Raw genomic sequence first — 24,980 nt, forward strand, 5'->3', positions numbered from 1 at the left:
ACCCGGCGGCCGGGGGACGGGCGGCGAGCCGGACCCCGGCCCACCGGCATCAGCCGAAGGTCTCCCGCAGCCAGTCACGCATCAGCCCTGCCGTGTGCGGGGCTTCGTCCTCCAGCATGGTGAAGTGGTTGCCGCGGGTGACGACGCCGGTGTGCTCGAACGGCCAGACGGGTTCCCAGTCCGCCGGCCAGCCCTCCAGCGGAGACCCCGCGCGCACGAACAGCACCGGGGCCGGCAGGTCCTGGAACGGCCAGTCGAACGTGTCGTAGTGCAGCATGGCGGTGATCCAGCTGTCGTCGTCGGGGATGGCGACGGTCGGGTTGTCGGCCCGGTCCTGCAACTCCCCGCGCAGACCGGGGGCCAGAAAGGCGAGCCGCTCGCCGTCGCCGGGGGAGTAGCTGTCCAGGAGAACGACGCCGGCGGGCGGGGTGCCCCGGTCGTAGAGGTAGCGGGCGAGCATGTGGGCGATCAGCCCGCCGGAGGACAGGCCGGTGAGGACGAAGGGCCTCTCACCCAGTTCCGCCCGCAGAGCGGCGGCATGCGTCTCCAGCAGCGCGTCCGCTGTCTTCGGGAGCACCTCGCCGCTGCGGAAACCCACTTGCCGCAGCACCCAGACGTCGCGCTCGCCCTGGAACGGCTTCGCCAGGCGCGCGTACTGCACCGGATCCGACGTGCCCACGGCCGAGGTGACGCACACCAGAGCAGGCCCCTCCGGGCCGCTGGCGAGCCGGATCGGCCGAGGGATGCCGGGCAGTTCGTGCGGGGTGGCGTAGTAGGACCGCCGATGCGTCCAGTCGGTGGCGGCGATCCGGACGAGCATCTGGCTGATGGTCTCGCGCTCCTCGTGCGCCGCTTCTTCGTCCTGCGGGCGGTCCAGCACCTCCGACAGATGCCGGACGAGCACCAGCGGGGTCTGATGGTCGAAGACGACGGTCGGCCGCAGCCGCACGTCGAGCGCCTCGTTGAGGTCGTTGCGGATACGGACGGCGGCCAGTGAGTCCACACCCATCTCCAGGAACCCGGCGTGCGCGCTGAGTTCGTGCGCGCTGTCATGTCCGAGAGCCAGTGCGGTCCGGCTCAGCACCAGGTCGAGCAGTGCGTGCTGCCGTTCCGCCTCGCCGAGGCGGTCCAGTGGTCGATGCCGACCGGCGTCCGGGGTGTCCGGCGGGCTCAGCAGCTCGCGCAGCAGGGGCCTCACCCGGCCGCCCGGATCGAGTCGCGCGGGTACCAGCACCGGATCGCCGAGCGCGACCGCGGCATCGAAGAGCGCCAGGGCCTCCTGCGTGGACAGCGAGTCGGCCGTCGTGTCGAGATGCCGGGTCATGCCACTGCGTTCCGCCCACAGCCCCCAGGCGAGCGAGAGCGCGGGCAGCCCCCGGGCGCGCCGGTGGTGCGCCAGCGCGTCGAGTACGGCGTTGGCGGCGGCGTAGTTCGACTGACCTGCGCTGCCCGCTGTGGCGGCAGCCGAGGAGAACAGCACGAACGACTTCAGCGGCAGGTCCCGGGTCAGCTCGTGCAGGGCGAGCGCGGCCTCCGCCTTCGGGCGCAGGACGGCGTCGACCCGGTCCCGCGTCATGGCCGTCACCACGCCGTCGTCGAGCACCCCGGCGGCGTGGACGACGACGGTCGGCCGGTGCGCGGCGAGGAGCCCGGCCAGCTCCGTCCGGTCGGCGACGTCACAGGCGGCCACGGTGACGGTGGCGCCCAGCGCGGTGAGTTCCTCCCGCAGCCCGGGTGCCTGCCCCCGGCGGCCGACCAGGACCAGACGCCGCACCCGGTGCGCAGTGACCAGGTGGTGGGCCAGCAGTCGGCCGAGTGTGCCGGTGCCGCCGGTGATCAGCACCGTGTCCTCCGGCCCGCCGAACGTCCCGGCGCCCCGAGGCACGGCCCGCACCAGCCGGCGGGCCAGCACCTGTCCGCCCCGCAACGCGACCTCCGGTTCGTCCGCGGCCAGGGCGGCGGCCACCGTCTGCGGGGTGATCTCGTCGGCGTCCAGCAGGACGAACCGGCCGGGTTCCTCGGTCTGCGCCGACCGGACCAGGCCGATGACGGCCGCGCCGGCCAGGTCGGGGACGTCGTCGCCGCTCCTGGCGGCCACGGCGCCCGAGGTGAGGAACACCAGCCTGGAATCGGCGAAACGCGGGCCGGCGATCCACGCCTGGACCAGCCCCAGTGCGCGGTGCGCGGATTCCCCCACCGAACCCGCGGAGCCGGCGACGAGCACCGCGCCGGGCGCCGGCAGACCCGCGGCCAGCGCCTTCTCCAGGGCGTGCAGATCCGGGAAGGCGGCGAACCGGTCGGTCTCGAGTCCGACGACCGCGATGCTGTCCGGTGCCACGCCGCCCGCGGGGTGCACCTCCACCCACTTGTTCCGGAACAGCGCGTCCCGTGGGGCGTCCGTCCCCTCCGTCCGTACGGCAGCAGGCCGCAGCGCCAGCGAGTCCACGGACAGCACCGGCTCACCCTCCCCGTCGGTGACGGTCAGGCGTATTCCGGCATCGAAGGACCCGTCCAGCCGCACCCGCAGCGTGGACGGCGCGGTCGCCCGCGCGCTCACCCCGGTCCAGGCGAACGGGAGCAGGGGACCTTCGGACGCCGGGGCCCCGCCACCGAATGCGAGCGCGTGCAGAGCGGAGTCCAGCAGCGCCGGATGGACCACGAAACCGCGGGGGTCCACCGGGCAGGCCACTTCGGCGAAGACCGTGTCGTCGCGCCGCCACACCCGCCGAAGTCCCTGGAACGCCGCGCCGTAGCGCAGCCCGCGGCCCGCGAGCGAGGGGTAGAGCCCGGCGTGCGCGACCGGTTCCGCATCGGGCGGTGGCCATGGCTCGGACACCTCGGGCTCGGCGGCCGCCGGGCCCAGCACACCCCGACCGTGGTGCACCCAGCCCGCACCCTCGGATCGCGCATGGAGGTCCAGGCGGCGGCGTCCGGTGCGATCGGGCGCGCCGACACGCAGCTGCACCGTCACGGCGCCGTCGTCGGGCAGGACCAATGGCCTCTCCAGGGTCAGTTCCTCGACGGTGGCGCAGTTCGAGGCAGCGCCCGCGCACAGCGCGAAGTCGAGCCAGGCCGTGCCGGGCAGGATCACCTCGTCCAGCACCCGGTGGTCGGCCAGCCACGGGGACGCCGCGACCGACAGGCGTCCGGTCAGCACGAACTCGTCGCTGTCCGCCAGCTCGACGGCGGTTCCGAGAACGGGATGACCAGCGCTTCGGGCCTCACCCGGCAGCAGCCAGTACCGCTTGCGTTCGAAGGGATAGGTGGGCAGTTCGGCGTACGCGAGTGTGTCCGGCCCCGCCCACGCCGTCCACCGCGGATCGAGACCTCGGACGTACAGCTCGGCGAGGGAGGCGAGAAAGGCCCGGCGGCCGTCTTCCTGGCGGCGCAGCGACCCTACGACCACGGCCTTGTCGCCGACGGCTTCCAGTACCGCCGGGACCAGGACGGGATGGGGGCCGACCTCGACGAAGAACGAGTGCTCCGGCACCGTGAGTCCGCAGACCGCCTCGTAGAACCGCACGGGCAGGCGCAGGTTCCGGTACCAGTAGCCGGCGTCCAGCTCCGTCCCGGCGAGTACGCCTCCGGTGACCGCGGAGTGGAAGGGGATGTCCGTGGCCTTCGGCGACACCGGCGCCAGCTCGGCGAGGACACGGTCACGGACCGACTCGACCTCGGGCGAATGGGAGGCGTAGTCCACGGCCAGCCTGCGCGTCCGCACGCCGGAGTCGGCCAGGTCGGCCAGCAGGGCGTCGAGGGCGTCGACGGCTCCGGCGACCACCGTCGACCCCGGGCCGTTGACCGCCGCGATCGACAGCCGCTCGTCCAGCCGGAGCCGCACTTCCTCCGATGGCAGTTCCACCGAGGCCATGCCGCCGCGGCCGGACAGCTCCGTCAGCGCCTTCGCGCGACGGGCGACCACCAGCGCGGCATCCTCCAGGGACAGCGCGCCCGCGACATGCGCCGCCGCGATCTCGCCCTGGCTGTGGCCCACCACCGCATCCGGCTCGACACCGCTGGAGCGCCAGAGTCCGGCGAGGGAGACCATGACCGCGAACAGGGCCGGCTGCACCACGTCCACGCGCTCCAGCGAGGGAGCCTGCGGCAGCTGCCGCAGCACCGCCGGCAGGTCCCAGTCGACGTGCGGGGCCAGCGCTCGGGCACAGCGGTCGATGTGTTCCCGGAACACCGGCGACGACTCCATCAGGTCGGCGGCCATGCCCGCCCACTGACCTCCCTGGCCGGGGAAGACGAACACCACTTTGCCCGTCAGGCCGGCCGTGCCCGTGACGAGGCACGGTGTGGTGCCGCCCCGGCTCAGCGCGGTCAGCCCGTCCCGGGGATCGGCGTCGAGCACCACCGCACGGTGTTCGAACGTGCTGCGGGAGGTGACCAGCGCGCGCGCGAGAGCGGCCGGTTCCCTGTCGTCCAGGTGTGGCAGCAGTTGTCTCGCCCGGGCCGCCAGGGCGGAGTCGGTCCGCGCCGAGAGCACCCACGGCAGCGGCTGTGCCTCGACGGCTTTCGACGCTCCGACGGCCCTCGACGCCCCGACAACCCTCGACACCCCGACGGCTTCCGGTGCCTGGGTGGCTTGGGGTGCCCAGGCGGTTTCGGGCGTGTCGGTGGCTTGCGGTGCCCCGGTGGCTTCCGGCGCGTCGGTGGCATCGGGTGCGGCCGAGGGCGGCGCCTCTTCGAGGATTACATGGGCGTTGGTGCCGCTGATCCCGAAAGCGGACACCCCGGCGCGCCGGGGCCGGCCCGCGCTCGCCTGCCAGGGGCGGCTCTCGGTGAGCAGTTCCAAGGTGCCCGTGCTCCAGTCGACGTGCGACGACGGGCGGTCCACGTGCAGTGTCCTCGGGAGGGTCCGGTGCCGCAGTGCCAGCACCGTCTTGAGCACTCCCGCGATGCCGGCGGCAGCCTGGGTGTGTCCGATGTTCGACTTCACCGAGCCGATGGCCAGCGGGGTCTCCCGGTCGCGGCCGTAGACGGCCTGCAACGCCGATGCCTCGATCGGGTCGCCGAGCCGGGTCCCCGTGCCATGTGCCTCCACGGCGTCCACGTCCGGGCCGCGCAGCCCGGCGTCGGCCAGCGCGTCGCGGATGACCCGCTGCTGCGACAGCCCGTTCGGCGCGGTCAACCCGTTGGACGCGCCGTCGGAGTTGATCGCGGTGCCCCGGATCACCGCCAGCACGGGGTGACCGTGGGCCAGGGCGTCCGACAGCCGCTCGACGAGCACGACCCCGGCGCCCTCGCCCCAGCCGACCCCGTCCGCGGCCTCGGCGAACGCCTTGCAGCGGCCGTCCGCGGCCAGCCCGCCGTTGCCGTGGAAGGCGGCGAACACACCCGGTGTGGCCATCACCAGGACGCCCCCGGCCAGCGCGAGATCGCACTCCCCGGACCGCAGCGAGCGAACGGCCATGTGCAGGGCCACCAGCGAGGAGGAACATGCGGTGTCGACGGAGACCGACGGGCCCTCCAGACCGAGCAGATAGGAGACGCGCCCGGACAACACGCTCGCCGCGGTGGCCGTCGCCAGGTGGTCGCCGTGCTCGTTGTGGTTGCTGACCTCGCCCAGCAGTCGGCGGTAGTCGTGGTCGCTGGTGCCGGTGAACACCCCGGTCCGGGAGCCGCGCAGGGACACCGGGTCGATTCCGCCCCGTTCCACCGCCTCCCACGAGATCTCCAGCATCAGCCGCTGCTGCGGGTCCATCGACAGGGCCTCTCGGGGACCGATCCCGAAGAAGCGGGCGTCGAACCAGGCCGGGTCGGACAGGAACGCGCCCGAGCCGGTGAACTCGTCCGGCCATCCGCGGTCGGCGGGAAACGACGTCACCGCGTCGCGTCCCTCGCGCAGCAACCGCCACAGCCCGTCCGGGTCGCTCACACCGCCGGCGTACCTGCAGCCCATGCCCACGACGGCGATCGGTTCGTGCTCGCGTGCGTCGACCGCGCGAAGCCGTTCCCGGGTGTCCCGCAGTGCGGCGGTGAGTCGCTGCAGGGTGTCGAGCACCTTGCCGTCGTCAGTCATCGAGCCGGTCCTTCAGCATCAAGGAGAGCTCCTCTTCGGCGCGGCTGAGCATGGTGTCGAGATCAGCCGTCTCGGCTCCCGCCTCAGCGGCTTGCTCGGGTTCCTCTGCTTGCTCGGGTTTTTCGGTGTGCTCAGGTTTTTCGGTGCGCTCGGGTTTCTCGGCGGCCGGGGCGAGCTCCGCGTCGAGGTAGGCGGCCAGCGCGGCGGGCGTGGGATGGTCGAACAGCGCGTTCGCGGGCACCCGCAGCCCGGTCCCGGTGCTCAGCTGGTTGCGCAACTCCACGACACCCAGGGAGTTGAGCCCCTGTTCGTGGAAGGGCTTGCCCGGCCGTATCTGCGCGGCCGAGTCGTGCCCGAGCACCCGCGCGGCGTGCCGGCACACCAGGTCGCGCAGCGCGCGGACCCGCTCGGCCGGGGACATCCCGGCCAGCCGCCGCCCGAGCGAGGATGCCTCCGGGGGCGGCGCGGCAGCCTTGCTCTGCTGCACCTCGGGCAGATTCGCCAGCAGGGGGCTGTGCCGGGTGGTGGCGAACACCGAGAGGAACCGTGCCCAGTCGACGTCGGCGACCACCAGACCCGACTCGTCCTGCGCGAAGGCCAGCGCCAGTGCGGCGATCGCCACATCCGGGTCGAGCACCGTCATGCCGTTGCGGCGCAGCCGTGCACCGACCGTGTCCGCGTCCGCCCCGTCCACCGCCATGCCGGCGGCTCCCCACGGTCCCCAGGCCACCGACGTGGCCGCCAGCCCGTCGGCCCGGCGCTGTTCGGCCAGGGCGTCGAGGTAGGTGTTCGCGGCCGCGTAGTTGGCCTGGCCGGCATTGCCGACGGCGCCGGTGGCCGAGGAGAACAGCACGAACGCCGTGAGATCGCCGGCGAGTTCGTGGAGGTGCCGCGCGCCCTGGGCCTTGGCGTGCAGGACCCGTTCGAAGCGCTGCGGGTCCAGGGCGTCGATCACGCCGTCGTCGAGCACCCCGGCGGCATGCGCGACCGCGGCCAGCGGACGGTCTTCGGGGATCCCGGCGAGCAGGGTCGCCACCTCGTCGCGGTCGCCCACGTCGCAGGCGGCGACGTCGACCTCGGCGCCGAGCGCGGTCAGTTCGGCCACCAGCTCGGGGTCGTCCGCGTGCCTGCCCGTCAGGAGCAGCCGCTCGACGCCTTCCGCGGCGAGCCAGCGGGCCACCCGCCTGCCCAGCGCGCCGAACGCCCCGGTGATGAGCGTGGTCCCGCGCAGGGGCCAGCCGCGCCGGGGTCCGGCTGCGACCGGTGCGTGCAGCAGCCGCCGTACGAACACCCCGAAGGCGCGCACGGCGACCTGGTCCTCGGCGCCGGACAGCACCCCGGCCACCCGTTCGGCCGCCTGCGCGTCCACGACGGGCGGGAGATCGACCAGCCCGCCCCACCGCCGGGGATGCTCCAGCGCCGTGACCCGGCCGAGCCCCCACACCATGGCCTGCGCAGGGCGGTCGAGCCGGTCGCCGGGGCCCGTGGACACCGCTCCCTGCGTCGCGCACCACAACGGCACGTCGAGTCCGGCATCGCCCATGGCCTGGACGAGCGCCGCGCTCAGCGCGAGCCCCGCGGGCACCCCGGCCGCTTCGGGACGCCCCCGCTCCTCCAGCGCCAGCAGGGACAGCACCCCGTCGACGCCGCCGAGTTCGCCGTTGGTCAGGGCGGTGAGCCGCTCGGTGATCTGCGCGCGGTCCGCGCCGGCGCCGAGGGGCAGTGTCCGGGTGCCGAGCGCGTCCTCGAGCGGTTCGGGCACCGGCAGGTCCTCGGGGTGCACGATGAGCCAGTTCCGCCGGACCGCGACCTGGTCGGCCGCCGGCTGCCAGCTGATCCGGTACCGCAGTGCGTCCATCGCGGCTTCCCGGTCACGGGTGCGCCACCACTGTGCCATCGCGGGCACCAGCTCGCTGAACTTCCGGTCGGTGCCGGTGCCCAGCAGGTCGGCCAGGCGCTGGAGGTCCTGGCTCTCCACGGCCGTCCAGAACGCCGAGTCCGGCTGCCGGGGCCTTGTGTCCACCGCTTCGGGCAGCAGCCAGAACCGCTTGCGCCGGAACGCGTAGGTGGGCAGGTCGACGCGGCGCGCCCCGCTTCCGGCGTACCACGCCGACCAGTCCGGTCCGTGGCCGCGGACCTGAAGGGCCGCGACGGCGCCGAGCACGTCGTCCTGCCGCAGGGCGGGGATCACCGCCGCGTCTGAGGTCTCGGCGAGGCAGTCGGCGGCCATCTCGGTGAGTGTCGTCTCCGGCCCCAGCTCCAGGAACGTGGTGACACCCTCGTCCTGCAGGGTGCGCATCCCGTCGAGGAACCGGACCGTGCCGCGCACGTGACGCACCCAGTACTCGGGGGAACACAGTTCGTCCGCGGTGGCGAGACGCCCGGTCGCATCGGAGACGACCTGGATCTCGGGCGGACTGTACGTCAGGCTCTCGGCCACCGCGCGGAACTCGTCGAGCAGCGGATCCATCAGGGCGGAGTGGAACGCGTGGCTGACCCGCAGCCGCTTGGTCCGCCGCCCCTGCGCACGCAGGCGCTCCGCCAGCGCGGCGACCGCCTCCTCGGCACCGGAGAGCACCACCGACCGGGGCCCGTTCACCGCCGCCAACGACACCCCGGAGGGCAGCGGCCGGACCTCGTCCGGCGAGGCCGCCACCGCGTACATCGCCCCGTCCTCGGGCAGCGCCTGCATGAGACAGCCCCGCGCTTCGACCAGCCGGCACGCGTCCCGCAGGGAGAGCACCCCGGCCAGATGGGCCGCGGTCAGTCCGCCGATCGAGTGCCCCAGCAGCAGGTCCGGGCGGACACCCCAGCTGTCCAGCAGCCGGAACAGGGCCACCTCGAAGGCGAACAGCCCGGTCTGCGCGAACTCGGTGCGGTCCAGGGCCTCCTGATCGGCACCGAACACCGTCTCCTTCACCGGCAGGCCCATCGTCGCGCACACCTCGTCGAAGGCCTCGGCGAACACCGGGTACGCGGCGTGCAGGGCGCGCCCCATGCCCACGCGCTGGCTGCCCTGACCGGTCAGCAGGAAGGCCAGGCCCCCGTCGGCCACCGTGCCGACGGTGAGAGCGGGGTCGGTGCGGCCCGCTGCCAGCGCGGTCAGCGCTCGCCGCAGCCCGTCCTGGTCACCTCCGGTGAGTACGGCCCGGTGGGCCAGCGCCGACCGGGTCGTGGCCAGGGAGAACCCGAGATCGTGCGCGGTCAGCCCGGAACGGGCGTCCCAGTGCGTGGCGAGCCGTCCGGCCTGGGCGCGAAGGGCCTCGTCCGAGCCGCCGGAGACGGTCCATAGGAGCGGGACGGTCCTCGTGGGCTCCGGCAAGGCCTGGGGCGCGGTGGGCGGTTGCTGAAGGATCACGTGCGCGTTGGTCCCGCCGATCCCGAACGACGACACGCCCGCCCGCCGCACGGAGCCGGCATCGGGCCACGGAGTCCGTTCGGTCACCAGCCGAAGCCCCGCGTCCCAGTCCACGTGCGGGCTCGGCCGGCCGACGTTCAGGGTGGCCGGGACCACCCCGTGCCGCATGGCCAGCACCATCTTCATCACACCCGCCGCGCCGGCCGCGGCCTGGGTGTGCCCCAGGTTGGACTTCACGGAACCCACCAGCAGAGGTCGCTCCGGCGGCCGGTGTGCCCCGTACGCCTCCAGCAGCGCCCCTGCTTCGATCGGGTCGCCCAGCTTCGTCCCGGTGCCGTGCGCCTCCACGACGTCCACGTCCGAGGGGTGCAGCCGGGCGTCGGCCAGCGCGGAGACCAGCAGCCGGTGCTGCGCGGCCCCGTTGGGCGCGGTGAGCCCGTTGCTCGCTCCGTCGGAGTTGACCGCCGACCCCGCGATCAGGGCGAGCACCGGATGGCCGTTGCGCCGCGCGTCGGAGTACCGCTCGACGAGGAACATCCCACCCCCCTCCGCCCAGACGGTGCCGTCGGCGTCCTCGGCGAACGGCTTCAGCCGCGCGTCCGGCGCCAGTCCGCCCTGGCGGCTGAACTCGATGAACACCTTGGGCGACGACAGCACGGTCACCCCGCCCGCCAGGGCCAGCGAGCACTCGCCACGACGCAGTGCGGCGGCGGCGAGATGCAGCGCCACCAGCGACGACGAACACGCCGTGTCGATCGAGAGGTTGGGCCCCTGCAGGCCGAGCGCGAACGAGATCCGGCCGGAGGCCACACTGGTCACGGTCCCGATCGCCAGATGCGGTCGTACGGCGACGTCCCCGTGCCCGGGACCGGTGCCGTAGTCGCCGTGGGACAACCCGGCGTAGACGCCGGTGTCACTGCCGCGCAGCGTGGCGGGGTCGATCCCGGCCCGTTCACACGCCTCCCAGGACAGTTCGAGCAGCAAGCGCTGCTGCGGGTCCATGTCGAGCGCCTCGTGTCCGCCGATGCCGAAGAAGGCGGGATCGAACTGCGCGGCGTCGTGCAGGAATCCGCCCTCACGCACATAGCTCGTGCCCGGCCGTTCCCGTTCCGGGTCGTACAGCCCGGCCAGATCCCAGCCGCGGTCCTGCGGCATCGCCGAAACGGCGTCACGGTCCGAGACGATCAGCCGCCACAGGTCTTCGGGCGAGTGCACCCCGCCGGGGAAGCGGCAGCTCATCGCGACGATGGCGATCGGTTCGTCCGAACCGGTGCGGCGGGGGAGCGCCGGAGCCGGACGGGGCGCACGGTTCTCCAGGTGCGCGGCCAGCCGGTTCGGGGTGGGATGGTCGAAGAGCGCGGCCGTGGCGATCTTGAGCCCGGTCCGCTGCCGCAGCCGTTTCACCAGCTCCACGGCGGCGAGGGAGTCCAGTCCGAGGTCGAAGAACGAGCGGTCGGGCCCGTAGCCGCCCTGGATCATCGCCTCGGTCTCGGTCCGGATCACCCGCCGCAGATCCGCCGGCCGGGACACGGCGGGGGAGGGCGGCCGGGCCACGTCGGCCGGCAGATGGGTGCGCCTGCCGCCCCAGCCCCGGAACACCGCCTCCCACTCCACCGGCACACCGTGGGTGTGCAACTCGCCCAGCGTGCCGAGGACGGCGTGCAGATCCGACTGCTGGTCACCGCCCCGCAGTGCGGCGGTGACCAGTGCGGCCGCCGCGACCGGTTCGGGCAGCGTCTCCTCGACCAGCGCGGCGAGCACCCCGTTGGCGCTCATGTCGACATAGGTGTCCACGCCCGCCGCGTCGAGACCGGTCACGCAGGCCAGGAAGTGCCCGGTGCCGCGCACCTGCGCACCCCAGTACTCGGGCAGACCGACCACGCCGGGATCCGATCCGAGCCCGTTGTGGACCGGAATCAGGGCAATGCCAGGCGGCCGCCGGGACAGGCCACGGGCGAACCGCTCGAAGTCGTCGGCCATCGCCGCCATGTGCGGAGAGTGGAAGGCCCGGTCGACCGGCAACTGCTTCACCTTGCGCCCGCGCTCCGACCACAGTCCGGCGATGCGCAGCACCGTGTCGCGGTCGCCCGAGAGGACCACGGAGTTCGGGGCGTTCACCGCGGAGATCCCGGCGAGGTGCTCGGACCCGGCCAGCGACTCCAGGGCCTCGGCCTCCGAGACGCGCATCGCGACCATGACCCCGCCGACGGGTGTCTTCTCCCGGAACAGCCGGATCCGCTCGGCCAGCAGCGCACAGACGTCGGGCAGGGAGAACACCCCGGCCACTGTCGCCGCGGCCAGTTCCCCCACCGAGTGCCCCACCACGTAGTCCGGGCGCACCCCCCAGTCCTCGAACTGCCTGAAGAGCGCCACCTGGAGGGCGAACAGCGCGTCCTGCGTGTAGAGCGCCCGGTCGGCGGGCGCGACCTCGGTGGGGGCGTCGCCCAGCAGCAGGTCACGCACCGACCAGGTGGAGACCGCCTCCATGTGGGCGCACACCTCGTCGAGCGCGTCGGCGAACACGTCGAACAGCGGATACAGCCGGCGTCCCATGCCCGGCCGTTGCCCGCCCTCGCCGGGGAAGAGGAAAGCCACCTTGCGCCCGGTCCCGGCCTGCGCCGTGCCGCCCCGGCCCGCGGCGAGTTCACCGAGCCCCTCGGCAAGCTCCGCGCGGTCGCCGGCGAGGAGCACCGCCCGATGCGGCCCGTGCCGCCGGGCGACCGCCAGGGTGTGCGCGGTGTCGAGCAGGTCCGGGCCGTCGGGCCCGGTCAGACCAACGCGCAGGCTCTCCGCCTTGCCGCGCAGCGTCTCCTCGCTGTCCGCCGACAGCAGCACCGGCAACGTCGGGACGTCGGCCCGGGGCGACTCCCGCGTCCGTGCGGGCGGTTCGGACAGCACCAGCGCGCAGGCCGTGCCCCTGCTGCCGACGGATGCGAGCAGCGCGGTCAGACGGCCGTCCGGGCCGAGCGCGACGCCCGGCACCGGAACGTGCCTCCTGCCGAGCAGCAGGGGCAGGTCCAGCAAGGCCGTCACCGCGTCCTGCTCCTCGCCCGGCTCGGCACCGTCGAGGAGGCCGTCCAGGACGGCCTCGCCCGCGTGGTATCCGCGCCGCCAGACGAACCGGACGTCGTCGCGGCCCACACCCGCGCGCGTACAGGCCTGGCCCACGACGTCACCGCGGCCGAGCGCGCCGCCGTCGATCACACAGTGGACCGGGTCGTCGTCGGCCACCGCGTCCGCGGTCGGTTTCAGCACGAGGAAGGCAGAGCTTCCGTCGGGTGCGACGACCCCGGCGAGCGCAACGGAGGACTCGCCGACGCGGATGCTCTGGCAGGCCAGGTGGACGACCCCGGCGGGCAGGGTGTCCACCGTCAGCACGGGCCCGAGCACACCGAGTGCGGCGGCGACGACATCGGCCTGCGCCATGGCGAAGACCCCGGCCGCGGTGTCCCGCAGCCGCTCGGGTACGACGCCGGCGTTGTCCAGCGCCCTCAGCGCCGCCTCGGCCGGCGCAACCGCCGCGGAACAAGGGGACATGCCGATGACCGCGACGGACGCCGGACCGGCAGTGCTGCTCGGTTGCATAGGACCCTGTCCTGTAGTGGTTGGTCAGATCCCGCGGATCCGGTGGACGAACTCGGCCAGGTCGGCCGCCGACGCCCTGCCGCTCGACGTGGCAAAGCCGTTGACGAGCCGGACCAGCGCGTCGTACGCCTCGGTGTGGTCGTAGGAGGTGGCGTCCGCGATCTTCAGCGACCACCGCCAGTAGCCGTTCAGCGTGTCCGCGAGAGGCATGCGGAAGGTGGACAGCACGTCCTTGAGGTCCGGTACCGTCGCCGCGAGCCCGTGCCGCCCGATGTAGGCGTCGACGAGTTCGCTGTAGAAGGCGAAGTGCCGGGCCTCGTCCCTGGCCAGCCGGTGCAGCAGGTCACAGAGCACCGGTTCCTTCGCCACCGTCCTGAACCGCTGGTAGAAGAGCTGGGTGGCTTTCTCCTGCACCAGCGTGTAGGTGAACGCCTGCACCGGGTTCTCGTAGGGCAGGGAGAACTTCTTGCGGCCCTCCTCGGCCAGCTCCCGCATCAGCGTCTCCGGATCACTGATGCCGGCCTCGATCTGGTACCGGGTCAGTACCGACGCGTGGCGTTCCTCGTCGTTCGCCCAGGAGATGAGGAACCGGAAGTACTCCCGGTTGAAGCAGAACTCCTCGATCGCCAGGTCGGCTCCGGACACGGGGAACGCGTCCAGGAAGTAGGTGAGATACCCGGGTATGTGGTCTTCGATGAACGTGATGAACCGGACCACCGACCGGTCGGTGTCGGTGAGTTGCTCGGGCCGCAGGCTTGCCCAGGCCAGCTCGTCGGCCGACCACTGACGCGCTGCGGCGCGGCTCACCGCGCTCCGGGTCAGCTCGCGGATCTCCCCGGGTTCCACGGGCAGCCGCAGCCGCTGCGCACCGGCCGCGGGCAGGGTGTCGTTCACGGTGCCTCCGTCGGGCCCATCCGGGACTTCAGCGCGCCGAGCGCGTAGTGCTTCGTGGTGTAGCCCCAGCCCGCGTTGGCCGTGCGCAGATAGCGGACGAGCGGCTCGCTCATGCCCGGCGCCACCAGTTCGACCCGGTCGCGCGCGGCTTCGGCCCGCCGTTCCCACTCCTCGATGGTGCGGTGATAGTGCGCGGTGAGGTCGGTGAGCCCGGTGAGGCTGAAGCCGGCCGATTCCACCGCCTCCACGAGCACCGAGAGCGGCACCATGTCGGCGAACCCGAAGATCCCCTCGGTGACGTGCCTGGTGCCCGGCCGCCGGGAGAACTCCTCGTAGACCGTGTGGTCCCGGAAGCAGCTCTCCGACAGGTACATCGCCCCGCCGTGCCGCAGCAGGCCGTACACCTTGCGCAGCACCGTCGTTCGGTTTGGCATGTGCACGATCGAGCCGAGCAGGGTGACCGCGTCGAACCCGCCGGCGACCTCGACGTCCGTGAACGCACCGAGTTCCAGGGTGACCAGGTCGGTCACACCCGTCTTCTCGGCCCGTGCCCGGATGTACTCGGCCTGCGGGCGTGACGGTGTGACGCCCGTGACCCGGCAGCCGAACTCCTGCGCCATGAAAAGGATCAGGCTGCCCCAGCCGCAGCCGATGTCGAGCAGCCGCTCGCCGCCGGTGAGGCCGAGCTGCCGCGCCACGAAGTGCAGCTTGTCCGTCTGTGCCTGGTCGAGGTCCGTGTGCTCGTCGGTGTACAGCCCGGAGCTGTACTTGAGCCGCTGGTCGAGGTAGATGCCGAACAGTTCGGCGGGCAGCTCGTAGTGCCTGTTGGTGGCCTGGTACGCCTCGTGGGGGGTCGGGGCGGTCATGACGCGGCCGGTTCCTCGCCGATGTACTTCTGGACCAGGGTGATCAGGTCGTCGACGGTCTCCGCGGCGAAGATGGCCTCGTCGTCGAACTCGGCGTTCCAGTGGCGCTCCAGCTTGGACACCACCCGCAGCAGCTTCATCGAGTCCGCACCGGGCAGTCCTTTGAGCACGTCGTAGATGTCGATGTCGGAGGGGGAGATCTCCAACTCGGTGGCGATGAACTCGGTGGTGATCGCGGCGATCTGCTCGCGGCCTATGGGCTCGCTGGTCATGATTCTCCTGTCCCGTGGTCGAAGTAGTGCCGGACGCGGCCGAAGGCGGCGTCGTCCAGTTGCATGAGGGCCTTGGCCTGCTCGGAGCGGATCGGCTGGTAGGTACCGGTGGCCATGACGTGCAGTGCGTCGCCCGGCCCGGTGATCTCCGCCTCGGTGTGCAGCACCCCGTTGCCCCGGCCGCTGATCCGCGCGACGGTCAGATACGGCTCGCCGACCTTGAGCGGCAGCAGCATCTTGCTGCGCAGGGTCACGGAGAACGCGAGCAGACCGTGGACCAGCGCGAGGGTGTCCCCCATCACCTCGTCCACCAGCACGTTCACGATGCCGCCGTGCACGATCCCCGGGTAGGAGGCGTAGTTCTCCGTGAACGTCGTCTCGGCCGCGTAGTCCCCGTTCGACAGCTGCTTCAGGTGCAGCTTGAGACCGATCGGGTTGCGGGGGGAGCAGCCGAAGCAGTTGAAGGACGGCTCCGCGTGCCAGGGGAGTTCGACCGTCTCGCCGGTGGTGGGCCGAGTGCTGCCGTTGGTGTGCTCGGCGCCGCCGACGGTGTCCCCGGTGCCGTCGGCGGTGTGGGCAGTGCTGCCGGTCACGTGCCGGGTGGTGCTCACGCGGAGACCCTCTCCCGCGACGACTCCTCGGCGATGGCCCGTCGCACGTCGGACATCTTCGTCAGCCTGTGGCCGGTGAGCGCGGAGAAGTACTTGAACAACTGCTCGCAGCACTTGGCCCATTCACTGCCGTCTTCGTCCACCTCGGCGAAATAGGCGAACATCTCGTCGATGGTCTCGTGGTTCTCCAGCTCGGGCAGGTTCCCCTTGAACCGGCTGACCGGATGGCGGTACAGCTCACGGGTGGTGCCCATGTACACGTACAGGGTCTCGACCACCGAGGCGCGCTCCTCCGGTCGCGCCGCCAGCTGCTGTGCGGTGTAGTGGACGAACTCGCGCGCGTGCCGGGCCTCGTCGCCGCTGGCCTTCTTCAGGATGGCGGCGAGGACGGGCTCCTGCATGCTGCGGGCGACGCATTTGTACGCATGCGTGGCGAGGACCTCGCAGATGACGTTGGTGGCCAGGGTGGCCGCCCTGGTCACCCCGGCCGGGTAGGCCTCGCGCATCGCGGCGATCGTGCTGTGGTCGATGCTGTGGCCGGCCAGCTGGAGCCAGGTCTGGAAGGCGATGTGGTGCTGGATCTCCTGGTAGCCCCAGATGGAGGCGAACTGCGAGAAGTCGTAGTCGTCGGCGAATTCGTTGAGCAGTCCGTGGGTCGCGGCGACGACGTTCGACTCGCCCACGATGGCGCCCCTGGCGAACACGACGTGCTCGGGCAGTACTCGATCGGCCCGGAACTCGTCCCACGGGATGTGGTGCAGCTCCCAGGTCGCATGCTGATAGCCGGCGAACACCCGGGCGCTGTGCATCCGGTCGTCCGAGAGGAGCGGTACCCCGGCTGCCGACTCCGTCCTGCTGTTCACACCCGTTCTCCTCGGTCTGGGCTCTTGCTGGTGGGGAACACCTGGGCATCGAGATCGGTGGTGACGCGCCGTGCGGCCAGGACGCGCTGCCACTTGCCGCTCGTGGTGCGCGGGATCCAGCGGGGTCTGACCACGTAGACCTGGACCTGGGACAGATCCAGCTCGGCCGCCACCCGTCTGCGGACCTCCTGGTGCACCGCGGCGGGATCGTCGGCGGCCTCCACGATGACGCCGATCCGCTCGCCGCCCTCGGCATCGTTGTCGGAGAACGCGACACAGCGGCGGCGGTACACGCCCGGCACGGCGCGCGCGACCTTCTCGACGTCGTCGGGGAAGAAGTTCTGGCCGCGCACCACGATCATCTCCTTGCGCCGCCCGGTGACGTACAGCTCGCCGTCGAGCAGGAAACCGAGATCGCCGGTGCGCAGCCAGCCGTTGTCGAACGCCGCCTTCGTCGCCTCGGGATCGCGGAAGTAGCCGGTGGTCACCGATGCGCCGGCGATCTGGATCTCCCCGAGCGCACCGTCCGTGGCGACTGCCCCCGCCTCGTCGACGATCCGCAGGTCGATGCCGTGCACCGCGCGTCCGACCGAGACGACCGGTTTGGCCGCGGGCGCGCTCTCGTCGACGGCACGCGCGAGACCGGTCCTGGCGAGCTCGTTGCGGTCCACCGCGCGGATCGTCGCCGTGGCGCCCGGTTCGGGGTAGCTGATCGAGAGGGTGGCCTCGGCCATGCCGTACACCGGGTACATCACCGACGGGTCGACGCCGCTGGGCGCCAGCGCCTCGGTGAACCGCCGTACGGTGGCCGCGCCGACCGGTTCGGCGCCGTTGAACGCCAGCCGCCAGCTGGACAGGTCGAGCGCGGCCAGTTGCTCCGCCGGCACGCTGTCGAGCAGATGGTCGTAGGAGAAGTTGGGCCCGGTGATCACCGTGCCGCGGTGCGCGGCGAAGTGTTCGAGCACCGCGCCGGGACGGCGCAGGAAGGAGACCGGGGCGAAGACGTGCACGTCGGCGCCGTTGAGCCAGTGCGACTGCAGCCCGATCAGGCCCATGTCGTGGAAGGTCGGCACCCATTGCACGAACACGTCGTCCGGACTGAAGGCGCCCGACACCACGCAGGAGCGCAGGCCCGCCATGGTGGTCCGGTGCGGCAGCATGACGCCCTTGGGCAGGCTCGTGCTGCCGGAGGTGAACTGGACGACGGCCAGCGCGTCGGGTTCGACGGCGGGCAGGGTGCGCACGGTGCCCGTAGCGCTGGGCGACGGCACCGGTACGAGGCTCAAGTCGGCCCGAACGGTGGCGAGTTCGCGGCCGAGATCGGCGTAGTCGGAGTCCAGTACGAGATGCTTCATGCCCGCGACGTCCGCGATCCGCGCAAGGCGGTGCGAGACCGCTCGCACATCGCCGAAGCCGGCCTGGACCGGCAGCACGCTGATCGCCGCACCGGCTCGCCAGAGGCCGAAGATCGTGGTGAAGAAGCGGGCGGCGGTGGGCACCAGCACACCCACGATGTCACCGGGCCGCACCCCGGCCCGCAGGAACTCGTGCGCGGCTGCGGCCGACGCGTCATCGAGGTCCGCAGCGGTGATGTCGTCGCCGGCGGTGGGAAATGTCGCGCGGGAATCCGGTGAGGCTTTTGCTAATCGAGTGAGACTTTCCCCCAGTGTCTCCCCGTCAAGGAGCGCGGAGCGCATGCGTCGCTGCAAGGTGATTCCCCTCGTGGTCAGGAGGGCTGAACCCTTTTCGCTGGGTTATATCAAGTGAGAAGTAAAGATGCGGTGCGTATCGTGGACAGCACGGATTGAATTAGTTATTTCACCCCGGAAGAGTTTAGTGAAAATTAGATGCAGGCGTGGATGCGTGTCAACGCACGTCAGTGGTCGCACTTGAACACCGCACGTTCGGCGTTCAACCTGTCGCTCCCGTGAGGTGACGTGCATCACACTCGGTGGGCTGTCACATCCTCCCGAGCCGTTCCGTCAGAGGGGTGCAGCCAACGGCAACGGCAAAGGAGCCATCATGGACGCTCGACTGAACCTCTTCGGCAACCCTGTCGCGGGGAAATTCCTGAAGCACCTCAACTCGGCCGGCAGGCCGATCTCGGACTCGACGCTGCCGGCTGCGACCCAGGAACTCGTGAAGCTCCGCGCCAGCCAGATCAACGGCTGCGCCTTCTGTACCGACATGCACAGCAAGGATGCGGCGCACGCCGGGGAGACCTCGGTGCGCCTCAACCTGGTCGCGGCCTGGCGGGAGGCCAAGGTCTTCAGCGATGCCGAGCGCGCTGCCCTGGAGCTGACCGAGCAGGGCACCCGCATCGCCGACGCGGGCGGCGGTGTGACGGACGAGGCGTGGGCGAATGCGGCCAAGCACTACGACGAGGAGCAGCTCGCCGCACTCGTCTCCCTCATTGCGCTCATCAACGCCTACAACCGCCTGAACGTGATCGTCCAGCAGCCTGCCGGCGACTACCAGCCCGGCCAGTTCGGATAGGGCGGAATTCCCGCCGGCTGCCGCGCGGTCCCGGCCGTGTCGCTTGTCCGATCACCAATAGTGACGGCGGCCGGCGACCGCGTGGCCCATGGAACCCAGGATCCACAGGACCGCGCCGACCACCAGCAGGATGATGCCGATGGTCCACAGGATGGATATCCCGGTCAGGAAACCGATGATGAGCAGGATGATGCCGAGGGCGATCATGGTGTGCCTCCTGCGATAGGAATGCTTCCTCCGTTCCTAGTGCCCCGAAGTCGGACATATTCTCATTCACCCTCCTGGAATCTTCTTTGCATTCCGGACGCAGGGGGTTGCCGCGCGATTACCGAAAGTAACACTCGTTGGAGTGCCGGTCCGGGGTCGGCCTTTCGTCACACTTGAACGGAACCGGCGGGTGCGGCCGCGGACCGACGGCCGCACGCACCGCTTCCCTCCCCGGGGTGCTCAACGGTGATCCACTCCTCCGTCGACCGAACAAGATGCGACACATCAAGAACTCCAAAAAGTTCGAGGCAACAAATCCTGACGTCACCGACCATCGTCCGTAGCTTCCGTAGCGGTCGCAACGAAAGCCGAACTCGGTTGTCACGCCAGCCCGTTGGAAGCACGTCCCGTCCCCCGAGGAGCAGACGATGCCCGGAAAGGCATCTGCGGTCCTGGCCGTCCTGGCACTCGCGCTGGGCGCTCTGTTCGGCCTGGCAGGGCCGTCCCGGGCCGCCGGCTCGCAGCCGTGCGACATCTACGGCGATGCGGGCACCCCATGCGTCGCCGCGCACAGCACGGTGCGCGCGCTGCTCTCCTCCTACGGCGGCCCCCTGCACCAGGTCAACCGGGCCTCGGACGGGGCCACGGCCGACATCGAAGTGCTGTCACCCGGCGGCTGTGCCTACGCCACACGCCAGGACATGTTCTGCGGTGACACCACCTGCCGGATCACGAAGATCTACGACCAGACCGCGCGCCACAACGACCTGATCCCCGCACCGGTCACATGGACGCGGTCGGCATCGCGACTACGTGCTGCTTCGCACCGCGCACCGGTTCGGGGCCCTGGGTCGGGGCGGATCCGGAGAACGGCATGCTCCAGGGCGACAACGGCTCCAACACGGCGAACCGCGGCAACAACAGCACCTACGTCACGGCGGTGTTGAAGAACGACGGACGGACGGCACGAAGGCCGAGTTGTGGGACTGCAAGGGTTTGGGTGGTCTGACGTGGGTGCAGCAGGCGGACGGTTCGCTGCTGAATCCGCCGTCCGGCCGCTGTCTGGATACGCCGGGCGGCGCGACCGCGAACGGCACCCGGCTGCAGATCCGGGACTGCGACGGATCGGCGGCGCAGACGTTCCGGCTGGGCTGACCCGCAGGACGAACGAGGGGTGCCGGGCGGTCAGGCGCCCCTCATGGCTGCGGAGCCGTCTCCCTCGCCGTGCGCGGGCCGCCCGTACAGCACCGCCACCGCGCCCAGCCCGAATGCGGCCCCGATCAGTTGGGCCGCGATGAACGGGACGAGGGAGGCGGGAGCGATCCCGGCCGCGGTGTCGGTGAGGGAACGGCCGATGGTCATCGCGGGGTTGGCGAAGGCGGTCGAGGAGGTGAACCAGTAGGCAGCCCCGATGTAGGCGGCCACGGAGACCGGCGCGAGGCGGGCACGGCCGGCTCGCTCCAGGCCGAGGACGAGCAGGATCAGCCCGGCGGTGGCGACCGCCTCGCCGAGCCAGAGGTGTCCGGCGGACCGCTCGTGGGTGGAGAGCCTCACCAGCGGCCTCGCGAACATGGCGTCGGCCAGGATCGCTCCCCCCATCGCCCCGACCACCTGCGCCGGTACGTACGCGGCGACCTCGCGCAGGGTCGGTCCGGAGCCGTGGCGGCGGCCGGCGCACCAGGCGGAGAGAGTGACGGCCGGGTTGAGGTGCGCACCGGACACCGGCCCCAGCAGCGCCAGCAGCACACCCAGGCCGAAGACGGCGGCGAGCGAGCAGGCCAGCAACTGCACGCCCGCGTCGTGCGACAGCTGGGCCGCCTGGATGCCGGAGCCGACGGCCACGGCCACGAGCAGCCCCGTCCCCACCGTCTCGGCAGCGACACGGCGGGCCAGGGAGCCGGTCGTACCGTGTCCGGCTGGGCCGGTGCACACGGGCTGCCCGGCGGCATCCGTGCGCGCACCGGCGTTCCGGGCTGGCGGCTGTCCCGAGGCGTGCGCCGCGGCATCCGTGCGCGCACCGGCGTTCCGGGCTGGCGGCTGTCCCGAGGCGTGCGCCGCGGCATCCGGCCCGGCGGGCGGCGCTTCATTCGTCATGAGGGGCAGTCTCTGTGTGCCCCAAGCATGAGGACAGTGGAGAAACACCCCATTTTGGCCCGGGCTTCTCGTCGATTGCACGGTGACCGGCAGCGCGTCGCGGCCATCGGGCCGTCATCCGTGGTGTGTTCGGGCCGCCGGCCCCGGAGGGCACCCGGCCCTGCACCGACGGCGCACGACCGTGCCAACTACGCTTCGGGCATGACTTCGCAGGCGTACCTCTCCGAACTCTTCTCCCTGGACGGCCGGATCGCCCTGGTGACCGGCGGCAGTTCCGGCATCGGCCGGGCGATCGCCGGGGCACTGGCGCGTGCCGGGGCGAGCGTGGTGGTCGTGGCGCGCAAGGAGGCGGAACTGGCTGCCACGGTCGACGAACTGGTGGCCGACGGCTGCCGGGCCGCCTGGGTCAGCGCCGACCTGAGCACCCGCGACGGCGTGCATGCGGCGGCCGAGGAGGCGGCCCAGGTGTTCGGGGAGCCCGACATCCTCGTGAACAGCGCCGGGGTCAACGTGCGGCCGCCGATGGGCGAGCTGGCCGAGGACGTGTGGGACACCACCATGGCGCTGAACCTGGAGGCGCCCTTCCTGCTGGGACAGCGGTTCGGTCCCGGCATGGCCGAGCGGGGCTTCGGCCGGATCATCCACATCACTTCCCAGCAGGCGCACCGGGCCTTCGTGCAGAGCGGTGCCTACGGCGTTTCCAAGGGCGCGCTGGAGTCGCTGGCCCGCTCCCAGGCCGAGGCGTGGTCTCCCCATGGCGTCACCTGCAACACGCTCGTGCCGGGCTTCGTGATGACGCCGCTCAACGCACGGCTGTCGTCCGACCCCGACAGGGTGGCGGCGCTGGCCGCGCGCACCATGATCGGACGCAACGGGCTGGCCGAGGACTTCGCGGGCGCGGCCGTGTTCCTCGCCGGCGGCGCATCCGCCTATGTCACCGGACAGTCGATCTTCGTCGACGGCGGGTTCTCCGTCCACTGAGCCGCTGCCGGACGGGCAGCAATCCCGGCGTGCCGCCACGCGCGGGGCCGCGATCGGTCAGGATTCGAGAAGCACGATCATCGAGCCGCCGGTTAGCGTGACGCCGGACGCGCGGTTCGGAGCCGGTCAGACCGAGCCGGGCGACGCCGATGGAGACCCCGGCGGTCTTGGCCCGACAGATGGAGACACGAAGAGCATGGGCACGAGGACGGACACACAGTCGTCTGAGCAGCACGTTGCCGACAGCCACGATCTGATCCGTGTGCACGGCGCACGCGAGAACAACCTCAAGGACGTCAGCATCGAGATCCCGAAGCGCAGGCTGACGGTGTTCACCGGTGTCTCCGGCTCGGGCAAGAGCTCTTTGGTGTTCGACACGATCGCGGCCGAGTCGCAGCGACTGATCAACGAGACGTACAGCGCGTTCGTGCAGGGCTTCATGCCGAATCTGGCACGGCCCGAGGTCGACGTGCTCGACGGGCTGACGACCGCGATCATCGTCGACCAGCAGCGCATGGGCGCCGACCCCCGCTCCACGGTCGGCACCGCCACCGACGCCAACGCCATGCTGCGCATCCTCTTCAGCCGGCTGGGCAAGCCCCACATAGGCTCCCCCCAGGCGTTCTCCTTCAACGTCGCCTCGATCAGCGGAGCGGGCGCGGTCACCGTGGAGCGCGCCGGAACGACCGTGAAGGAGCGTCGCAGCTTCAGCATCACCGGCGGCATGTGCCCGCGCTGCGAGGGCCGCGGCACGGTCACCGACATCGACCTGACCCAGCTCTACGACGACTCCAAGTCGCTGACCGAGGGCGCGATCACCGTTCCCGGCTACACGGGGGGCGGCTGGAACTCGCGCCTCTACAGCGAGTCCGGCTTCTTCGACCCGGACAAGCAGATCCGCAGGTTCACCAAGAAGGAACTGCACGACTTCCTCCACCGCGAGCCGACCCGGATGAAGATCGCGGGCATCAACATGACCTACGAGGGTCTGGTCCCGCGGATCCAGAAGTCGATGCTCTCCAAGGACCGGGAGGCGATGCAGCCGCACATCCGGGAGTTCGTGGACCGGGCGGTCACCTTCACCGCCTGTCCCGAGTGCGAGGGCACCCGGCTCAGCGAGGCGGCCCGGTCGTCGAAGATCAAGGGAATCAGCATCGCGGACGCCTGTGCGATGCAGATCAGCGACCTGGCCGCGTGGGCCCGTGACCTCGACGAGCCGACGGTGGCGCCGCTGCTCGGCGCGCTGCGGCACACGCTCGACTCGTTCGTGGAGATCGGCCTCGGCTACCTCTCACTGGAAAGGCCCGCGGGCACGCTGTCGGGCGGCGAGGCGCAGCGCACCAAGATGATCCGCCACCTCGGCTCCTCGCTCACCGACGTCACCTACGTCTTCGACGAGCCCACCATCGGCCTGCACCCCCATGACATCCAGCGGATGAACGACCTGCTGCTGCGGCTGCGGGACAAGGGCAACACGGTGCTCGTCGTGGAGCACAAGCCGGAGACGATCGCGATCGCCGACCACATCGTCGACCTCGGCCCCGGCGCCGGTACGGCGGGTGGCACCGTCTGCTTCGAGGGCACCGTCGAGGGGCTGCGGGCCGGCGGGACCATCACCGGCCGCCACTTCGACGACCGGGCCCGCCTCAAGGAGACGGTGCGCAAGCCCACCGGCGGGCTGGAGATCCGCGGCGCGACGACGCACAACCTGCAGGACGTCGATGTCGACATCCCGCTCGGTGTGCTGACCGTCATCACCGGCGTCGCGGGCTCCGGCAAGAGCTCGCTGGTGCACGGTTCGATCCCCGCCGACTCGGATGTGGTCTCGGTCGACCAGAGCCCCATCCGCGGCTCACGGCGCAGCAACCCGGCGACCTACACCGGCCTGCTCGACCCGATCCGCAAGGCGTTCGCGAAGGCCAACGGGGTGAAGCCGGCGCTGTTCAGCGCCAACTCCGAGGGTGCCTGCCCGACCTGCAACGGCGCCGGTGTCATCTACACCGACCTGGCGATGATGGCCGGCGTCGCCACCCCCTGCGAGGAGTGCGAGGGGAAGCGGTTCCAGGCATCGGTCCTCGAGTACCACCTCGGCGGCCGCGACATCAGCGAGGTGCTCGCCATGTCGGTGAACGAGGCCGAGGAGTTCTTCGGTGGCGGTGAGGCGCGCACGCCCGCCGCGCACAAGATCCTCGAACGGCTCGCCGACGTCGGGCTCGGCTATCTCACCCTGGGCCAGCCGCTCACCACGCTCTCCGGCGGCGAGCGGCAGCGGCTCAAGCTGGCCACCCACATGGGGGACAAGGGCGGCGTCTACGTCCTCGACGAGCCGACCACCGGTCTCCATCTGGCCGACGTCGAGCAGCTGCTCGGCCTGCTCGACCGGCTCGTGGACTCCGGGAAGTCGGTCATCGTCGTCGAGCACCATCAGGCCGTGATGGCGCACGCCGACTGGATCATCGACCTCGGCCCCGGCGCCGGCCACGACGGCGGCCGGATCGTCTTCGAGGGCACCCCCGCCGACCTCGTCGCCGCCCGCACCACCCTCACCGGCGAACACCTCGCGGCCTACATCGGGACCTGACCGAGGCCCGCGCGGCCGACGTGGAGTGGCCCGGAGGATCCGGGTAGCACCCCCCCCCCCTTAAACCCCAAGGCCGACCCCCGGGGGGGCCGAACGCGGTTGCAGCGGCGGGGTGGGGCGCGGTGGCGGGGGCGGTGGGGCCGC

General features: G+C 71.5%; 15 protein-coding genes and 1 pseudogene. 6 read left to right on the plus strand and 10 right to left on the minus strand.

Features of this window, described 5'->3' with window-relative positions; all coding sequences use genetic code 11:
* Window positions 1–49: 49 nt before the first annotated feature.
* From AB0H32_RS23460 to AB0H32_RS23495, 8 genes are read right to left on the minus strand one after another with little or no spacing between them, the layout of a single operon-like run.
* The gene (locus AB0H32_RS23460) at window positions 50–6,028 is read right to left on the minus strand and encodes a type I polyketide synthase (RefSeq protein WP_361123910.1); all 5,979 of its coding nucleotides are present in this window, start codon (window positions 6,026–6,028) and stop codon (window positions 50–52) included.
* On the minus strand, window positions 6,021–12,971 hold the full coding sequence (locus AB0H32_RS23465) for a type I polyketide synthase (RefSeq protein ID WP_361123913.1): 6,951 nt from the start codon (window positions 12,969–12,971) through the stop codon (window positions 6,021–6,023). The genes AB0H32_RS23460 and AB0H32_RS23465 overlap by 8 nt, the downstream gene beginning before the upstream one ends.
* A 24-nt stretch (window positions 12,972–12,995) precedes the next feature.
* Window positions 12,996–13,865, minus strand: coding sequence for an acyl-ACP desaturase (locus AB0H32_RS23470; protein ID WP_361123916.1), 870 nt, complete (start codon window positions 13,863–13,865; stop codon window positions 12,996–12,998).
* Window positions 13,862–14,731 carry a class I SAM-dependent methyltransferase gene (locus AB0H32_RS23475; protein WP_361123919.1) on the minus strand — a complete coding sequence of 290 codons (870 nt, stop codon included), beginning with the start codon at window positions 14,729–14,731 and terminating at the stop codon, window positions 13,862–13,864. The genes AB0H32_RS23470 and AB0H32_RS23475 overlap by 4 nt, the downstream gene beginning before the upstream one ends.
* Window positions 14,728–15,003 carry an acyl carrier protein gene (locus tag AB0H32_RS23480; RefSeq protein ID WP_361123921.1) on the minus strand — a complete coding sequence of 92 codons (276 nt, stop codon included), beginning with the start codon at window positions 15,001–15,003 and terminating at the stop codon, window positions 14,728–14,730. Before AB0H32_RS23480 ends, AB0H32_RS23475 begins: the two co-directional genes overlap by 4 nt.
* Window positions 15,000–15,614, minus strand: a complete 615-nt coding sequence (locus AB0H32_RS23485) for a PaaI family thioesterase (protein ID WP_361123924.1) — start codon at window positions 15,612–15,614, stop codon at window positions 15,000–15,002. The genes AB0H32_RS23480 and AB0H32_RS23485 overlap by 4 nt, the downstream gene beginning before the upstream one ends.
* Window positions 15,611–16,477, minus strand: coding sequence for a ferritin-like domain-containing protein (locus AB0H32_RS23490; RefSeq protein ID WP_361123927.1), 867 nt, complete (start codon window positions 16,475–16,477; stop codon window positions 15,611–15,613). The genes AB0H32_RS23485 and AB0H32_RS23490 overlap by 4 nt, the downstream gene beginning before the upstream one ends.
* On the minus strand, window positions 16,474–18,186 hold the full coding sequence (locus AB0H32_RS23495) for an AMP-binding protein (protein WP_361123930.1): 1,713 nt from the start codon (window positions 18,184–18,186) through the stop codon (window positions 16,474–16,476). The genes AB0H32_RS23490 and AB0H32_RS23495 overlap by 4 nt, the downstream gene beginning before the upstream one ends.
* Window positions 18,187–18,499: 313 nt before the next feature.
* Between AB0H32_RS23495 and AB0H32_RS23500 the strand changes: the two genes are divergently transcribed.
* Window positions 18,500–18,973, plus strand: a complete 474-nt coding sequence (locus tag AB0H32_RS23500) for a carboxymuconolactone decarboxylase family protein (protein WP_361123933.1) — start codon at window positions 18,500–18,502, stop codon at window positions 18,971–18,973.
* A 51-nt stretch (window positions 18,974–19,024) separates the two neighbouring features.
* On the opposite strand, the gene AB0H32_RS23505 is transcribed toward AB0H32_RS23500, so the two are convergent.
* Window positions 19,025–19,180 carry a DUF6131 family protein gene (locus AB0H32_RS23505; protein ID WP_361123936.1) on the minus strand — a complete coding sequence of 52 codons (156 nt, stop codon included), beginning with the start codon at window positions 19,178–19,180 and terminating at the stop codon, window positions 19,025–19,027.
* A 428-nt stretch (window positions 19,181–19,608) separates the two neighbouring features.
* Here AB0H32_RS23505 and AB0H32_RS23510 point away from each other — a divergent pair.
* The 3 genes and pseudogenes from AB0H32_RS23510 to AB0H32_RS23520 all read left to right on the plus strand — a co-directional run.
* Window positions 19,609–19,889 (plus strand): annotated as a pseudogene (locus tag AB0H32_RS23510) (arabinofuranosidase catalytic domain-containing protein); the annotation flags it as partial.
* Between the two features lie 78 nt (window positions 19,890–19,967).
* Window positions 19,968–20,189: an arabinofuranosidase catalytic domain-containing protein gene (locus AB0H32_RS23515; RefSeq protein WP_361123938.1), complete on the plus strand. Its 222-nt coding sequence runs from the start codon at window positions 19,968–19,970 to the stop codon at window positions 20,187–20,189.
* Window positions 20,159–20,335: an RICIN domain-containing protein gene (locus AB0H32_RS23520; protein WP_361123940.1), complete on the plus strand. Its 177-nt coding sequence runs from the start codon at window positions 20,159–20,161 to the stop codon at window positions 20,333–20,335. Before AB0H32_RS23515 ends, AB0H32_RS23520 begins: the two co-directional genes overlap by 31 nt.
* Before the next feature lie 30 nt (window positions 20,336–20,365).
* On the opposite strand, the gene AB0H32_RS23525 is transcribed toward AB0H32_RS23520, so the two are convergent.
* The gene (locus AB0H32_RS23525) at window positions 20,366–21,274 is read right to left on the minus strand and encodes an aquaporin (protein ID WP_361123943.1); all 909 of its coding nucleotides are present in this window, start codon (window positions 21,272–21,274) and stop codon (window positions 20,366–20,368) included.
* Between the two features lie 201 nt (window positions 21,275–21,475).
* Between AB0H32_RS23525 and AB0H32_RS23530 the strand changes: the two genes are divergently transcribed.
* Both AB0H32_RS23530 and AB0H32_RS23535 read left to right on the plus strand, forming a co-directional pair.
* Complete coding sequence (locus tag AB0H32_RS23530) at window positions 21,476–22,255, plus strand: SDR family oxidoreductase (RefSeq protein WP_361123946.1); 780 nt, start codon at window positions 21,476–21,478, stop codon at window positions 22,253–22,255.
* A gap of 196 nt (window positions 22,256–22,451) precedes the next feature.
* The gene (locus AB0H32_RS23535; RefSeq protein ID WP_361123948.1) at window positions 22,452–24,836 is read left to right on the plus strand and encodes an excinuclease ABC subunit UvrA; all 2,385 of its coding nucleotides are present in this window, start codon (window positions 22,452–22,454) and stop codon (window positions 24,834–24,836) included.
* The last annotated feature ends 144 nt before the right edge of the window (window positions 24,837–24,980 follow it).

The organism is Streptomyces sp. NPDC020362 (assembly GCF_040642095.1).
Lineage (GTDB): Bacteria > Actinomycetota > Actinomycetes > Streptomycetales > Streptomycetaceae > Streptomyces.

Excerpts from the sequence above, each read along its gene's own strand:
- AB0H32_RS23465 (WP_361123913.1), bottom strand. The coding sequence starts at position 12,971 with ATGCAACCGAGCAGCACTGCCGGTCCGGCGTCCGTCGCGGTCATCGGC.
- AB0H32_RS23530 (WP_361123946.1), top strand. The coding sequence starts at position 21,476 with ATGACTTCGCAGGCGTACCTCTCCGAACTCTTCTCCCTGGACGGCCGG.
- AB0H32_RS23460 (WP_361123910.1), bottom strand. The coding sequence starts at position 6,028 with ATGACTGACGACGGCAAGGTGCTCGACACCCTGCAGCGACTCACCGCC.
- AB0H32_RS23535 (WP_361123948.1), top strand. The coding sequence starts at position 22,452 with ATGGGCACGAGGACGGACACACAGTCGTCTGAGCAGCACGTTGCCGAC.
- AB0H32_RS23525 (WP_361123943.1), bottom strand. The coding sequence starts at position 21,274 with ATGACGAATGAAGCGCCGCCCGCCGGGCCGGATGCCGCGGCGCACGCC.
- AB0H32_RS23500 (WP_361123933.1), top strand. The coding sequence starts at position 18,500 with ATGGACGCTCGACTGAACCTCTTCGGCAACCCTGTCGCGGGGAAATTC.
- AB0H32_RS23505 (WP_361123936.1), bottom strand. The coding sequence starts at position 19,180 with ATGATCGCCCTCGGCATCATCCTGCTCATCATCGGTTTCCTGACCGGG.
- AB0H32_RS23515 (WP_361123938.1), top strand. The coding sequence starts at position 19,968 with ATGGACGCGGTCGGCATCGCGACTACGTGCTGCTTCGCACCGCGCACC.
- AB0H32_RS23480 (WP_361123921.1), bottom strand. The coding sequence starts at position 15,003 with ATGACCAGCGAGCCCATAGGCCGCGAGCAGATCGCCGCGATCACCACC.
- AB0H32_RS23475 (WP_361123919.1), bottom strand. The coding sequence starts at position 14,731 with ATGACCGCCCCGACCCCCCACGAGGCGTACCAGGCCACCAACAGGCAC.